14 protein-coding genes and 1 riboswitch are annotated in these 14,235 nt (G+C 47.6%); of the genes, 12 read left to right on the forward strand and 2 right to left on the reverse strand.

Annotated features, from left to right (window positions below):
• From CHH60_RS22460 to CHH60_RS22480, 5 genes are all read left to right on the forward strand, one after another.
• On the forward strand, positions 1–960 hold the full coding sequence (locus tag CHH60_RS22460; protein WP_095361246.1) for a metal ABC transporter permease: 960 nt from the start codon (positions 1–3) through the stop codon (positions 958–960).
• Complete coding sequence (locus CHH60_RS22465) at positions 960–1,832, forward strand: metal ABC transporter permease (RefSeq protein ID WP_095361247.1); 873 nt, start codon at positions 960–962, stop codon at positions 1,830–1,832. Before CHH60_RS22460 ends, CHH60_RS22465 begins: the two co-directional genes overlap by 1 nt.
• 306 nt (positions 1,833–2,138) lie before the next feature.
• Complete coding sequence (locus tag CHH60_RS22470) at positions 2,139–2,888, forward strand: Cof-type HAD-IIB family hydrolase (RefSeq protein ID WP_095361248.1); 750 nt, start codon at positions 2,139–2,141, stop codon at positions 2,886–2,888.
• Positions 2,889–2,942: 54 nt separating this feature from the next.
• Positions 2,943–3,383, forward strand: coding sequence for a DUF456 domain-containing protein (locus CHH60_RS22475; RefSeq protein WP_095292156.1), 441 nt, complete (start codon positions 2,943–2,945; stop codon positions 3,381–3,383).
• A gap of 60 nt (positions 3,384–3,443) precedes the next feature.
• Complete coding sequence (locus tag CHH60_RS22480) at positions 3,444–5,072, forward strand: putative polysaccharide biosynthesis protein (protein WP_095361249.1); 1,629 nt, start codon at positions 3,444–3,446, stop codon at positions 5,070–5,072.
• A 132-nt stretch (positions 5,073–5,204) separates the two neighbouring features.
• On the opposite strand, the gene CHH60_RS22485 is transcribed toward CHH60_RS22480, so the two are convergent.
• Complete coding sequence (locus CHH60_RS22485; protein ID WP_095361250.1) at positions 5,205–6,476, reverse strand: DUF2515 family protein; 1,272 nt, start codon at positions 6,474–6,476, stop codon at positions 5,205–5,207.
• Between the two features lie 118 nt (positions 6,477–6,594).
• Between CHH60_RS22485 and CHH60_RS22490 the strand changes: the two genes are divergently transcribed.
• The 6 genes from CHH60_RS22490 to CHH60_RS22515 all read left to right on the forward strand — a co-directional run bounded on the left by CHH60_RS22490 (position 6,595) and on the right by CHH60_RS22515 (position 12,111).
• Entirely contained in the window at positions 6,595–6,939 is a 345-nt protein-coding gene (locus CHH60_RS22490; RefSeq protein ID WP_095292122.1) for a thioredoxin family protein, read from the forward strand.
• Positions 6,940–7,228: 289 nt separating this feature from the next.
• On the forward strand, positions 7,229–8,167 hold the full coding sequence (locus tag CHH60_RS22495) for a COX15/CtaA family protein (RefSeq protein ID WP_095361251.1): 939 nt from the start codon (positions 7,229–7,231) through the stop codon (positions 8,165–8,167).
• A gap of 208 nt (positions 8,168–8,375) precedes the next feature.
• A complete protein-coding gene (locus CHH60_RS22500; RefSeq protein ID WP_095361252.1) occupies positions 8,376–9,104 on the forward strand; it encodes a Cthe_2314 family HEPN domain-containing protein in 729 nt (242 codons plus the stop codon).
• Between the two features lie 124 nt (positions 9,105–9,228).
• Positions 9,229–9,368, forward strand: a riboswitch (SAM riboswitch).
• A 125-nt stretch (positions 9,369–9,493) separates the two neighbouring features.
• Positions 9,494–10,528, forward strand: a complete 1,035-nt coding sequence (locus tag CHH60_RS22505) for a methionine ABC transporter ATP-binding protein (RefSeq protein ID WP_095361253.1) — start codon at positions 9,494–9,496, stop codon at positions 10,526–10,528.
• 1 nt (position 10,529) lies between these two features.
• On the forward strand, positions 10,530–11,189 hold the full coding sequence (locus tag CHH60_RS22510; protein WP_170948264.1) for a methionine ABC transporter permease: 660 nt from the start codon (positions 10,530–10,532) through the stop codon (positions 11,187–11,189).
• Positions 11,190–11,274: 85 nt separating this feature from the next.
• Positions 11,275–12,111 (forward strand): MetQ/NlpA family ABC transporter substrate-binding protein, encoded by an 837-nt coding sequence (locus CHH60_RS22515; protein ID WP_095361255.1) that lies wholly within the window; start codon positions 11,275–11,277, stop codon positions 12,109–12,111.
• A gap of 115 nt (positions 12,112–12,226) precedes the next feature.
• On the opposite strand, the gene CHH60_RS22520 is transcribed toward CHH60_RS22515, so the two are convergent.
• Positions 12,227–13,228, reverse strand: a complete 1,002-nt coding sequence (locus tag CHH60_RS22520; protein WP_095361256.1) for a DUF2167 domain-containing protein — start codon at positions 13,226–13,228, stop codon at positions 12,227–12,229.
• Between the two features lie 208 nt (positions 13,229–13,436).
• Here CHH60_RS22520 and CHH60_RS22525 point away from each other — a divergent pair, with 208 nt between their 5' ends.
• The gene (locus tag CHH60_RS22525; protein WP_095361257.1) at positions 13,437–14,219 is read left to right on the forward strand and encodes an SDR family oxidoreductase; all 783 of its coding nucleotides are present in this window, start codon (positions 13,437–13,439) and stop codon (positions 14,217–14,219) included.
• Positions 14,220–14,235: the final 16 nt, after the last annotated feature.

Here is a 14,235-nt window from a genome sequence, read left to right on the forward strand (position 1 = left end):
ATGGGGAACTGGATCTTTTCCATTCTGTCTGACCCCAACACACGCTGGATTTTGCTTGGCTGTTTGTTGCTCGGGTTCAGTAGTGGCATTATTGGCTCATTTACTTTTTTGCGCCGCCAAAGTTTGATGGGCGATACACTGGCACATGCGGCATTGCCAGGGATCTGTATTGCTTTTATGTTGACGGAAACCAAGTCCGTAGGTCTCTTTCTGTTTGGTGCACTCGCTGCAGGAATCATTGCGACCTTCGGGATATCCTGGATCACCCGGTATTCACGGATTAAGCAGGATGCAGCGATGGGGATTGTGCTGACGGTATTCTTCGGCATCGGTGTAGTCATGCTGACCCGCATTCAGCATGGGGCCAGCGGAAGCCAAAGTGGGCTCGATAAATATTTGTTTGGTCAGGCGGCCTCCATGGTGATGACCGATGTATACGTCATGGGCGGTGTCTGTCTCGTTTTACTCATTGCCTGTCTGGTCTGGTTCAAGGAATTCAAGCTTGTGAGCTTTGATCCTGGATTTGCCCGGGGCATGGGATTGCCTGTAGCGATGCTGGAACAGCTGATCTTGCTGCTGACAGTCATCGCGGTTGTAGCGGGAATTCAGGCAGTCGGAGTTGTTCTTGTCGCTGCCTTGCTTGTGACTCCTGCGGCAGCAGCGCGCTGCTGGACCGATTCACTTGCACTTATGGTGCTGCTCGCAGGCATATTTGGTGCTCTGAGTGGTGCCACAGGCACCATCTTCAGCACGCTCGTTCCTAATCTGCCGACAGGACCTGTGACGGTCCTTGCGGCTACGGTATTGTTTGCCGGCTCAGCTCTGCTTGCTCCGCGTCGGGGGTTACTGGCTCGCCGTTTGCGAAGCATGCAGGCCAAATCGGCTTATCTTCGAGAAGAGCGTGCTACGCTTCAGACACTGTCCGCCCAAGGAACACAGCAGGAACGGGGGGAGCTGTAATGGCTACATTTTGGATCATATTAACGGCTGTATTGGTTTCGTCCGCATGTGCCATTCTCGGATGTTTCCTTATCTTGCGGCGAATGGCACTGGTTGGGGATGCCATCAGCCATGCCGTGCTTCCCGGGATTGCCATTGCTTTTCTATGGAGCGGTTCCAGGGATTCCTTATGGATGCTGCTTGGGGCCACTATTTTCGGTCTATTAACGGTATTCTTCATTCAAAGCCTACAGGCCGGAGGGCTGTCTTCCGATGCGTCCATTGGCATTGTATTTACGGCACTGTTTGCCGTCGGTGTTATTCTGATCAGTCTGAACGCCCAGCATATTGATCTGGATCTGGACTGTGTGCTCTTTGGTGAGATAGCCTACGTACAGTGGGATACATTAACACTTGGAGGTACGGATGTCGGACCAAGGGCCGTTTGGATGCTGGGTATTACGCTCCTGATCATCCTGATTGTTATCGGACTGTTTTATAAACAGTTCAAACTGTGCGCCTTCGATCCGGCGCTGGCAGCTGCCTGCGGTATTCCGGTTGTATTGTTCCATTACCTGCTCATGGGGCTTGTATCCATGACATCCGTGGCTTCCTTTGAAAGTGTGGGGTCCATCCTCGTGGTAGGCATGTTGATTGTTCCTGCGGCGACAGCTTATTTGCTTACGGACCGTCTGGGTAAAATGGTTCTGTACAGCGTACTGGTGGGTGCTGCTTCCTCTGTTGGGGGCTATATGATGGCTTATGCATTGGATGCTTCCATTGCAGGCTGCATGGTGGCGGTAGCTGGAATTCTGTTTGTTTTGGCACTCTTGCTGTCTCCGAAACATGGCATTATCCTCCGTTACGCTCGTCGTAAATTTGCGACACGATAAGATTAGATAACAACCGTCTGCATACGCAGGCGGTTTTTGCTGTTTGGGATGTGTGATATCGGGTATGACATCCATATAGATGAGGATTTCCCTTGATCTGCTCCAGCAGATAAGTGCATATGATCTTGTCTGCCTTCATATCGTTATTTGGATTGACCGTTATTTTGTTGCATCTGGATGATCTGTGGTAAAATGTCGTTAGCTGTGACGTCCGGAGCGTCCGCCTCCTGCGGATACCGGGCGGTCTTTTTGTGAGAGAATAGTTGGATAGAGAGAAGTAGAGAGACAACCGAGGAGGAATACTGCATGAGTGAACTTAAATACAAATTGCTGGCGCTGGATATGGACGGGACATTGCTCAACGATAACCATGAAATTACCCAGGAGACCGCCAAGTGGATACAGATCGCCATCCGGCGCGGGGTGCATGTGTGCCTGTCCACAGGAAGAGCCGTATTCCATGCAATGCCGTACGCTGTACAGCTTGGACTGGAAACGCCAATGGTCACGGTGAATGGAAGTGAAGTCTGGAAAGCTCCACATGACCTGCACATTCGTCATCTGATGGACCCGGCTTTAATCCGTACCATGCAGGAGATTGGCGAGAAATATAACAGCTGGTACTGGGCATATTCCGTAGAGGAGCTGTTCAACCGTGAGCGTTGGACAGAAAATATTGAAGATCTGGAATGGCTGAAGTTTGGTTTCAATACGGAGGATGATGAAGTTCGTCATCAGATCATGATGGAACTGCAGCAGCTGGGAGGCCTTCAAATGACGAATTCCTCACCTGTTAATATCGAGATTAACCCGGCTGGCATTTCTAAAGCGAGTGGCGTGGCTGAAGTCTGCAAACTGCTGGGCATAGAAATGTCCGAAGTCGTGGCCGTGGGAGACAGCCTGAACGATCTGGCCGTAATTGAGGCGGTAGGTCTTGGTGTTGCCATGGGGAACGCACAGGAACAAGTGAAGGAAGCCGCTGATCTGATTGTGGCGAGCAACAATGAAGATGGAATTGTGGAAGTTATTCGTGAACACATTTTGAAGGGGGAATAACCTTTGCTTGCAACCGTTGGCTGGACTTTAATTGTGCTTTTGTTTGCAGTGGGAATGGCCGGAACGGTATACCCGATACTGCCTGGAGCTATAGCGATCTTTTTCGCGTTTCTGGTCTATGGCTGGTTCTTCAGCTTCGATCCGTTTGGCGTATGGTTCTGGATTTTCCAGATTCTAATCGTGGTGGTCCTGTTCGTAGCGGATTATGTGGTTAGTGCTTGGGGGGTCAAGAAATTCGGAGGCTCCAAGCTATCCACAACCCTGAGTACGATTGGTGTCATTATTGGTCCATTTGTCATCCCCGCATTCGGGTTGGTACTGGGGCCATTTATCGGTGCATTTATCGGGGAATTAATCGGCGGATCATCACCTTCCAAGGCTACAAAGGTTGGATTCGGTTCCGTCGTTGGTCTGTTCACCAGTACGGTAATGAAAATTATTTTGCAAATTGTCATGATTGTTCTGTTTATTATCTGGGTGGCAAGATTCGCATAGACGTTCGGGATAGGCTTCAACCAGATGCACGTCCGTGTGGGGGAAAGAAGGGGAATTAGTTTGTCTAAGAAGGAAACATTCATTAAGGGTACGCTCATCCTGGCGGCCGCAGCACTCATTGCCAGAGTACTTGGTCTTGTGCAGCGGGTACCGCTGGAGCATATCCTTGGCGATATCGGTAACGCATCGTTTACCATCTCCAATACGGTATACTTAATGCTGTTAACCGTCGCAACGGCTGGAATTCCCAGCACGCTCAGCAAGATGGTTTCAGAACGCTACGCGTTGGGGCGCGCGGGAGAAGCACAGCAAATTTATAAGGCTGCCTTGATCTTTGCTGCGGTAGCCGGGGTTGTCATGTCAGCCTTACTGTGGTTTGCAGCGCCTTATTATGCAACGTATGTATCCAAGGTGCCGGAGGCTGTTAGTGCGATTCGGGCCCTTGCTCCGGCGCTGCTGCTCTTCCCGGCCATTGCCATGATGCGTGGTTACTTCCAGGGACGCGGCAATATGACGGCAGGCGGTATATCTCAGATCGTAGAGCAGTTCGCCCGGGTAGGTACAGCCATTATCGTGGCATATGTCATGCTGCAATGGAATTATGATGACAGAACGATTGCTGCAGGAGCTTCTTTCGGTGGGGTGCTCGGCAGTATCGGTGCCTTTGCCGTAATGCTCTACTTCACCTTGAAGCTGCGCCGTAGTGATCGTGCAGCCGAGCTGGAGGTTGTTCGTGCAGAGCAGCTGCCGATGCGCGGTATATACAGTGATATCTTCAAACTGTCGATTCCCATTGTGTTATCGTCCCTTGCGGTTCCGGCGATTAACTTTATCGATTCATCGCTTGTGGTCCCGCTGCTCAGCGGTCGCATTGGTCTGGAAGAGGCAACAGGGGTGCTGGCGATCCTCGGTGCGAAGGCGCAAAGTATTGCGGGAATCCCGCCGATTCTGGCCATTGCGCTTAGCCAATCGCTTGTACCTGTCATTTCGGCAGCTTTTGCACGCAAAGATGAAGCCCATCTCCAGAATCAAATTACGCTGGCCATGCGCATTTCGATTTTGACAGGGATGCCAATCGTCATTGCCCTTTGTGCGGCAGCCTATTCAGTGAATGGATTACTGTTCAGTACGCCAGATGGGACTCCAATCATTACCCTGCTAACTTTCGGTACCATTTTCCAAATTACGATGATGACGACAAACTCCATTCTGCTTGGAGTAGGTAAACCGCGGATTACAATGATCAGTGTAGCTGCAGGGATTATCGTTAAATTGGTAGCAAGTTTGATCCTGGCTCCGATATTCGGCATCTATGGGATCATTATTGCAACAGCATTATGTTTCCTGGTGATTACGTATCTGAACCTGCGAGTATTGAGAAAAATCGTAACCTTCTCAATCATGGGTGATCGCTGGGTTGGTTTTGTGGTAACTGTCCTACTTGCTGCAGGTATAGGTTTCGGGGCAAACTGGGCTGGCAATTGGATCTTTGGTTTATTCCTGCCAGCACGTGTATCCTTCCTCATGACCTGCCTGGTTGTCGGTGCTCTCGTTGTGGTCGTATACCTGGTCTTGCTTGTCATTCTGCGCGTATTGCGCAGAGATGAACTTGGCAGCTACCCACGTATTTTGCAAAAGGTACTGCGGCCGCTCATGCGTCTTCAGCGTGGTACGGGTCAGCGGGCATAGGTTGATGCCAATCTTTTTTTAAAAAATAAAGTACAAGCTCTGTCTGCTGCTTAAGCGGGCAGGGCTTTTTATTTTTTGAATCGTACAAGATGAACAGCTGATTCGATCCGAGAGAACTGTACTCGAGGTCACTTAATGCAGCAATGCCTTGGCATCATGGGCAACGGCCGTTTTGAGCATCCCATATCGGTGTTCATGGCTCATTTCAAATAACCAGGGACGACGCGGTGCACTGAGGTGTCCTAGACTATCCCGATTTTGAAGCCAGTCCTGTCTTGTAATCGGTTCATACGGTGTGTCTTTCCATACGGCGAGCAGCTCTGGGCTGTATAATCGCCCACTTTCTGGCATCCATTCGTGTTCCAGCAGTTCCTGAGTATAGAATTTCGAATCTGCTGCGCCCTCCAAGCTCGTTGTAAATAGACCCGGCCAATATTCGGCACGTGAGCCTCTGTGGGGAACCGAACGGGCAAACTCCAACACTTGTGTGTACACCTGCTCGGTGCCAAACAGCATGGCGTACAAGCTTTTGCCGAACATGATTCGCTCATCCAGCTTACCAAAATGTTCGATTACCCTCCCGGCGAGTCCTTTTCCGCGCCCAAGTGGAAACACAATATGATTAAGCCCAGCGAGGTTGTGCAGGTGAAATGCAGGCTTGGAAAGTACTTCTTTTTGAAAATAAGGATGCTGTACGACACGGCTCTCAATATAGTTCTGCTCATTAATAATTAATGCCACACTAAGCAGGGAACTGCACCGTTCCAACCAGAACCGCTCCCAGATGGGTGTCATGAACTCCGATACGTGAAAATGGGATAGCAGGTGGAAGCAGCTTCGCCCGATTCGCCTGCTGTTCATGTAGAGCAGTAGTTGAGGATAGGCATCCTGGAAAATGAGTGCGTTACAGCGCTCAAGCAACCGATACATATGTTCCCGATCCGTCTGGTTTTGCAGATTATGCATAAGGTTGCTCTGCAGATCGGTCATATGATAACCACCATTGCGGGAAACCATGTGGGCAAGCAGGGCCCAATGCAGCTCGGGATATTGGTCATAACATGACAGATAAGCTGCTGTACGTGTGATATTGCTTCGATTATTTTCCACCGTCAGCGTTTTAATTTCCTCCAGAATGATGCAATCCTCTTCACATAATGGAGCGCTTTTGGCATGGCGGGCAGAAGCCGTCTCTGTACCAGGTAACAGGCGTTCTATTTCCCCCTTCAGCGTCTCAGCCATTTCAGCTTCCCAAGCCAAATCTCGTGAAGGATGACGAAGCTGCGCCGAAGCCTTCCAAGCGGCCTGTTTGCCGCGCCATACTTCTCTGGCCGCTCCAGGAATGGAACGAACAATACGAAAGAGTGAATCAGGGGATACAGCATCGTTTCGGGTGGAAGTCATCGCCTGTCATCCTTTCATCAGGGTTGATTTTAAAATAAGTATGTGCTGAATATTTGACTTCCACTCGGCAATTTGCTTCACTAAGGATAAGACAAGGTACAGAAAGGAAGATGTTGTCATGGAACAGATTACATCCAAACCTGCGTTTGATGTGGCCATTCAATCTCCTCGGCTTACCGTAGCGGTATTTAAGGCAGATTGGTGCGGAGACTGCAAGTACATTGATCCGTTTATGCCCGAGGTCGAGGAAAAATTTGCTCGCGATTTGACACTGATTGAGGTTGATGTGGATCAGGTGGGCACCGTTAGTGAGGAACAAAATATTTTAGGTATTCCAAGTTTTGTTGCATACACCGATGGCCGCGAACTCGTTCGCTACGTGAACAAACTTCGCAAGTCGAGAGAAGAGATTGAGCAATTTCTGCAGCGTGCAGTTGAAGTTTACAACACGATTCATAAATAAAGGTAAGCACGGGCGAATTCGTCTGCGAATTCAAATTTGCGCCGTTCCTCTTGAAAAGAGGAAATGGCGTTTTTATTTTTGCTTTTTCGGGGGACAATATAACGGTACATATAGTGGGATGACTTGTTGGTCATTTTGTCGACAGACGTTAACATTTTGTCACAAAGCGAGGCGTCAATGACACTTTTATCCGGTATAATGAATTTAGTTGTGAAATAAGTGTCAAAGTATCGAAACAAGCGGAGAGATCGTTCTTCGCCATCTTAAACCAACAGCGGGTGAGAAAAAATTGAAGCACTTAACCTTGTTTAAATGGTTAACCGTATTAACTTGTCTTGTTATGTTCCTGGCTACGTTCGGCGGTGGGGTCGTTACCAAAACGGAATCCGGGCTGGGGTGCGGCACGGAGTGGCCTTTATGTAACGGTAAACTCGTTCCTGCACATACTGTAGCCTCACTGATTGAATATTCGCATCGCGCGGTCAGCGCATTGGCTGGATTGCTTTCCATTGCCTCTTTTGTTGCATTCCTACGATATGGCAAATCACGTCGTGATCTGCAGTTGTTTTCATTCTTAACGTTGATCTTTGTTATTATCCAGGGGATTATGGGGGCTTTTGCGGTCGTCTTCTCCCAATCATCTGCGGTTATGGCGCTGCACTTCGGTTTTGCCCTGATTGCCTTTGCCAGTTCGCTGATGATGGCTCTCGGTATTAGGCAGGAGGCTCGTCATGGTGGTCTCGAAAGGTTGAACAAATACCCGCGGGTCAGTAAAAACTTCCGCAACCTGGTATGGTTCTCAACCATCTACACGTATCTTGTGGTATACACAGGGGCCTTTGTAAGCCATACCGACTCAGCTGGGGGCTGCTCGGGCTTTCCGCTCTGTAACGGACAGATCATACCTGAACTGTCTGGTGGCGTGGCCGTAGCTTTTGCTCACCGTGTAGCCGCTGCTTCGCTTGTTATTGTGATTGCGATCCTGGGGCATTATGCATATCGCAAACATCCGGATAACACGGAACTTCGGGCGTTGGGCGTCATATCTGTGGTGCTCATTCTGCTTCAAGTCCTGATCGGTTTTGGCATGATGCTTACCATCAGCCGTCCGGAAGTGTACATGTTCGTGGCTTTGGCTCACATGCTTGATATCGCCATATTGTTCGGGATACTAACCTACATGAGTTTCTTGGTGTACAAGCTTCATCGGCCAGCTGATCGTTTCTAACATTTAATTGTACAGTGTCGTTCATGGTTTCCAAATGCAAAGTCCGCCATCCAATGATGCACATCATTGGGCAGGTGGGCTTTGTTTGATGTCAGGCGGGGCAGGGCACCCTAATGTAAGCAGCGACCACACGTTTACTCTGATTCCGATTAGGTTTAATATTATAAATCATCTTATTGATCAGCAGAGTGGAAAGAGGAGGCTGTATATGCTGCGAACGTTGCTTGGTGAATTGCCGCGTCAGAATGAGGGCGTATTGGAAGAAGCGATCGAATCCATGGTGGAGACACTCGGACTGTTACAACGACAGCTGGATTTGAATCAGGACCCGACTCACGACTATCGCAAACTGTACGTATGGACGCAGGGATTAATTTCTTCACTGGACGAGTTGGAGCAGGCATGCTTCGCTGCATCCCACTTCCGCCAGAAGGTCAGGGCTGGCTCCACCGATGATATGACCATTGAGGAGAAGGCCGAGTATGCCCGATACGTGTACTTCTACAAGGATGGGTTCATTCGTTGTTTTGCGATTCTTGATAAGGCAGGCACGGTATTAAATGAAATTTTTAATCTGAACACATCCAAAGTGAAATCCCATTTTTCGTATTTTACCGTGATGAGACAGTTTGGCTATTCGAAAATGCATAATGATCTTGCTGTTGAATTAATCAAAATTAAGGATGCTTATCGGGAACCGATGAGCAAACTGCGCAAACGACGGAATATGGAGATTCACTACATGAATTCCGAGATGCAGGATGATCTGTGGCAGCTTCATCAAACCTTGCAGGGGAAAGTGAAGCTTGAAGATCTGGATCAGCACCTGGAGGAATTGCGTCAGGGCGTGGATATGGTTTGCGAAACGCTAAAAGCTTCTTATGGTTACATCAATAAAATGTGGCACAAGCAGGGCATGTCAGAACTGGCAAAATAATTTGTGTAATATTTACCTTTGACAAAGCGGAATACTTGGATTATACTGAGTTTCTAATTAAGCGTTACATGACATTAACATGCATACCATTTACATTTTACCACTGAACTTATAAATTTAATATTTCTTATCGAGAGCGGCGGAGGGACAGGCCCGATGAAGCCCGGCAACCGATTTATAACGAATGACAACCAGTCATACTTTATAGATGTTAGGTGCTAATTCCTACAAAATGGTGCACAGCACGATTTTGGCAGATGAGAAGGTATATTCTTTCGTGTGAAGAGCCCTTTTTGTTTCTGCAAAAGGGCTCTTTTTTATATGTCAGAGGGGAGTTTTCCTTTCATTCGGGTAAAGATACATGTAGGCGGTGGGAAGGAGAAGTCATATTGATCGAATTAAAAGGATTAACCAAGACGTATGGCAGAGGTTCAAAGCAAACGACAGCCCTAGCCGATTTGGATCTAAAGATCGGTAAAGGTGAAATATTCGGAGTGATTGGACACTCCGGTGCAGGGAAAAGTACATTGATCCGATGTATCAACCTGCTCGAAAGACCAACATCTGGTGAGGTATGGGTAGATGGAGTCAACCTAACCGGTCTCCATAAGACAGATCTGCAGAAGCAGCGACGCAAGATTGGCATGATATTTCAGCACTTTAATCTGTTATCCTCGGCTACAGTTTATGACAATGTAGCTTTTCCACTAAAGCTCGTGAATACACCTAAAGCTGATATTGACCGCAAGGTGAAGGAGATGCTAACTCTCGTTGGATTGGAGCATCATAGCAGCAAATATCCAGCTCAGCTGTCAGGTGGACAGAAACAAAGAGTTGGTATCGCCCGTGCACTTGCCAGCGATCCTTCCGTTCTGCTGTGTGACGAAGCAACGTCTGCCCTTGATCCACAGACGACAGCTTCGATTCTGAAGCTGCTGCTGGACATCAATCAGAAATACAATCTCACGATTGTTTTGATCACGCATGAGATGCATGTTATTCAGAGCATTTGTGATCAAGTTGCTGTCATTCATCAGGGGGGAATAGTGGAACAAGGCCCTGTAACGGATGTCTTCCTTAAACCACAGCATGCCATCACGCGTGACTTCATGCAGCGTGATCACGAGTCTGAGCTTCTCTTGGAAGAAGCAGCATTGGCACATACGGGAGGAACAGTACAGCAGGATGGCCGGTCACAATTGGTCAAAATTTCGTTTTTGGGTGAGAAGACGTATGAAGCGATTCTGTCGAGAACCGTTCGTCAGACCGGAGTGGACTTCGCCATTCTGCAAGGAACGATCTCAAGGATCAAACAGATCCCATATGGCCAGTTGACCGTGCGGTTTGAAGGCGATGCGGATGCGATCGGCCGGACTGTGCAGGAATTGAAAGAGCAAGGGCTTGATGTGGAGGTGCTTCGTTAATATGGATTTTTCAACTGTACGTTGGGAAGAGATCGGTAAGGCCTCCATTGAAACACTGCAAATTCTGGGAGCTTCCGGTTTGTTCACCATCATTATCGGGTTGCCGCTGGGTGTGCTGCTATTCATGACAGCAAGATCGGCTTCCATCCAGTCACGTACGATTTACACCGTGTTATCTATTATTGTTAATATACTGAGGTCAGTACCCTTTATCATTCTGATTGTTGCCCTCATTCCGTTCACACGTTCACTCGTGGGTACAGCCACTGGCGTGCTTGGCGTCATACCGCCGCTCGTCATCGCAGCTGCTCCTTACTTTGCAAGGTTGGTTGAGACAACGCTGCGTGAAGTAGACCGTGGCGTCATCGAGGCGGCTCAGGCCATGGGAGCATCCACCGGACAGATTGTAAGACGTGTACTGCTTCCCGAGGCACTGCCTGGCCTGCTCGCGGGAATTACAATCACTATTGTAACGCTGGTATCGTATACAGCCATGGCGGGTATGGTCGGCGGCGGCGGACTGGGTACGCTAGCAATTAACTATGGGTACTTCAGATACCAATATGAAATTATGATTATTTCTGTTGCATTTATGGTTATTCTCGTACAAGTTCTGCAAATGTTTGGCGATCAACTGGTTAAACTGTTCACCCGGAAATAACACATATATAGCATACTGTATCCATTCAATAAATGAATGAATGCAAAGATGCAACAAAAAAAATATTGGAGAAGGGGTTTTACACATGAAAAAATGGTCTTTTGCACTGCTAAGCTTGATGCTGATTGCGGTACTGGCTGCATGCGGAAACAACAAGGATTCCGACAGTGGCGCAGATAATGAGGCAGGTGCACCGCGTACGGTGGAACTGAAAGTGGGAGCTTCACCTACACCTCATGCTGAAATTCTGGAGAGCATCAAACCTGAGCTGGAAGCTCAAGGCATTCGTTTGCAAGTTGTAACATTCAACGACTATGTTCAGCCAAATCAACAGCTTGCCGATAAACAATTGGATGCAAACTTTTTCCAACATCAGCCTTACCTGGACACAGAAAACAAAGAACGTGGTTTTAACCTCGTTACGGTAACCCCTGTTCATGTTGAGCCTTTTGCTGGTTACTCCAAAAAGATTAAATCTTTGGATGAGCTCCAAGACGGCGCCAAAGTAGCCATTCCAAATGACCCATCAAACGGTGGTCGTGCACTTCTGCTGCTTGCAAAAGAAGGAATCATTACGCTGAAAGACAATACCAATATTGCATCCACCATTCAGGATATTACAGCTAATCCGAAAAACCTGGATATTATTGAGCTCGATGCAGCCATGATGCCTCGTCAGCTGGATGAAGCCGATCTGGTATTCATCAATGCCAACTATGCGCTTGAAGCTAACTTGAATCCGGAGAAGGATTCTTTGCTTATCGAGGATCTGCAAGGCAACCCTTACGCTAACATTCTCGTTGCCCGTGAAGACAATAAGGATGCAGATGCGATTAAGAAGCTGGCTGCTGCCCTGAATTCCGAAGCAGTTAAAACCTTCATCAAGGAACGTTATCAAGGTGCGGTTGAACCTGCATTCTAAATTGCCAAACTACCCAATCCATTTGATTTGAGTGATATACGAAAAAACCGAGCCTCTCTGCCTGAGAGTTACTCGGTTTTTTTTATTGTTCTTGGATACGCAAATGAAATGATCCTTATTGTTTATTTTCAGGAGATGTTTGCACCGATTTCCGATTATAGTAGGATAATTCATTCTGTTCGGCATACTGCTGTTCATCTGCTTCTTGCAGATAGGCCTTTTCATTAGGGGATAATGTATCATCATCTGTCACTTGCTTCCTCCGTCTGAATTTTATCCAACAGAATAGGATAACCAAGATAGGAAGAATAACGTACCACCCTTTTTTGAATAAAAGCAAAATACTGAATTTTTGCCCAGCCGTGTAACCGATCCCGCCTACCAGTATGCTTTTGAGCCCCACGGTAGATGTTTTGTCCGTTGATTCATCATAATCTTCGTAGGTGTTCCCTGGATTAACGCTAAGCTGATTCAGAACCACTTCTTCAAATGCCAGTCGATTTTGTTCAAAACTAGGCTGATCTGTAACGAGAATGGTCGTAATGTACCCTTCACGAGTCAGAAACTTCACATTGTAATTGACCATAGCTTGCTCATTAGCGTCCTTGAAACCAATGGAGTAAACCAATTGACGCTTGGTAGGGTCATATGTTGGTTCAATTTCCCACCCCGTAATAGATATTTTATCTTCAGGAGCGAGTTCCCTATTTTCTTCTTCTGTGCCTTGGATATAACTGCTTAACAATTCTTCAGCATCTAAGTTCTGATCGTGATCATGAATATGCCCTGTTTTGACGTACTCAAACACCACATACCATGATCCATGTTCACTAGTGCTGTACAGACTTCCAATTTCGTTACCATTAGGTTTGGAACCACTGTTTAGCATAGAACGCTGAGTGTTGGCTTTGTCCAAAAAAGAATGATCCTTGAATATTTGAAGAGTTGCCTTATTATCCAAGGAGACGGAAGCAGGCCCATCAATCCAGTCATATTCATAGGGAGATGGAGAAGTTTCGCTTGCAGCGAAGATTGGTGAAGCAAAGAGATGTATTAAAGGAATTATTAGCAATAATGCCAGTAGGAAGGTGATAAAACCTTGGTTGCTGTTCTTCATTTCGGGACCCTTTCAAACGTTATGTATTTTAATCAAACTTACAAATGTTGATTCTTTAGCCTAATCGACATTAACATATAAAGAGGTTTTCCATCAAGGTATTTTTGGATTAAAAGGGATTTATTAGATAAAGGGAGAAGCAAGTTGTGAGGGGATGATAAATCTTTTATACTGGATGAGTGACTGCTCTTTGAAGAGGGGGATGGACGTGAAGGGGAAGGTTGCCCTCATAACGGGAAGTGCCAAAGGTCTTGGAAAAATGACGGCCCTTCGTCTGGCAGATCAGGGATGCCATATTGCCTTGAATTATGTGCACAGCCGTATCGAAGCTGAAGCACTTCAGGCCCAGATCACTGCAAAAGGTGTACAGTGCATTGCCATTCAAGCAGACATTTCCAAAACGGAAGACATCGCCATGTTGGTAGAACAGGTTGAAGTCGAGCTGGGCAGTATTGATATACTGGTGAATAATGCAGGACCCTTCGTTCGCGAACGTCGATTGTTTGCAGACTATACCGAGGCCGAGATTCAGATGTTGGTACAGGGGAACCTGCTGGGACCCATGCTTCTGGACCAACGCGTGCTTCCGGAGATGCGACGCAAAAAGTGGGGCCGAATTATTCATTTTGGTTTCAGCCATGCGGGAGAGGCGCGATCCTGGCCTCATCGTGCAGTTTACGCTGCTGCGAAGGTAGGTCTGGTTTCCTTTACGAAGACGCTTGCTGTGGAGGAGGCTCCTTACGGCATTACGGTGAATATGGTGTGTCCCGGTGATATCCGGGGGGCCAATAAGGAAAAAACCATTGATGAATTAGCTGGCATAACCGATCAGGAGACGCCGAGAGGACGTCCTGGGAGCGGTGAAGATATTGCACGGGTGATTACGTATTTGTGTCTGGATCACTCCGATTTTATTACAGGCAACATTATGGATGTTTCGGGCGGGCTCGATCCGATACGTCCCACCATCCAGCGTGAAGAGGGACAATAGAGGAACGCACAAAAAA

Origin of the sequence: Paenibacillus sp. 7523-1 (assembly GCF_002276415.1) — a bacterium.
Taxonomy (GTDB): domain Bacteria; phylum Bacillota; class Bacilli; order Paenibacillales; family Paenibacillaceae; genus Paenibacillus; species Paenibacillus illinoisensis_A.

Bases quoted from the DNA above. Each gene is read 5' to 3' on its own strand.
- CHH60_RS22465 (WP_095361247.1), top strand. From the start codon at position 960: ATGGCTACATTTTGGATCATATTAACGGCTGTATTGGTTTCGTCCGCA.
- CHH60_RS22490 (WP_095292122.1), top strand. From the start codon at position 6,595: ATGGAACAGATTACATCCAAACCTGCGTTTGATGTGGCCATTCAATCT.
- CHH60_RS22500 (WP_095361252.1), top strand. From the start codon at position 8,376: ATGCTGCGAACGTTGCTTGGTGAATTGCCGCGTCAGAATGAGGGCGTA.
- CHH60_RS22475 (WP_095292156.1), top strand. From the start codon at position 2,943: ATGGCCGGAACGGTATACCCGATACTGCCTGGAGCTATAGCGATCTTT.
- CHH60_RS22515 (WP_095361255.1), top strand. From the start codon at position 11,275: ATGAAAAAATGGTCTTTTGCACTGCTAAGCTTGATGCTGATTGCGGTA.
- CHH60_RS22460 (WP_095361246.1), top strand. From the start codon at position 1: ATGGGGAACTGGATCTTTTCCATTCTGTCTGACCCCAACACACGCTGG.
- CHH60_RS22485 (WP_095361250.1), bottom strand. From the start codon at position 6,476: ATGACTTCCACCCGAAACGATGCTGTATCCCCTGATTCACTCTTTCGT.
- CHH60_RS22470 (WP_095361248.1), top strand. From the start codon at position 2,139: ATGAGTGAACTTAAATACAAATTGCTGGCGCTGGATATGGACGGGACA.
- CHH60_RS22520 (WP_095361256.1), bottom strand. From the start codon at position 13,228: ATGAAGAACAGCAACCAAGGTTTTATCACCTTCCTACTGGCATTATTG.
- CHH60_RS22510 (WP_170948264.1), top strand. From the start codon at position 10,530: ATGGATTTTTCAACTGTACGTTGGGAAGAGATCGGTAAGGCCTCCATT.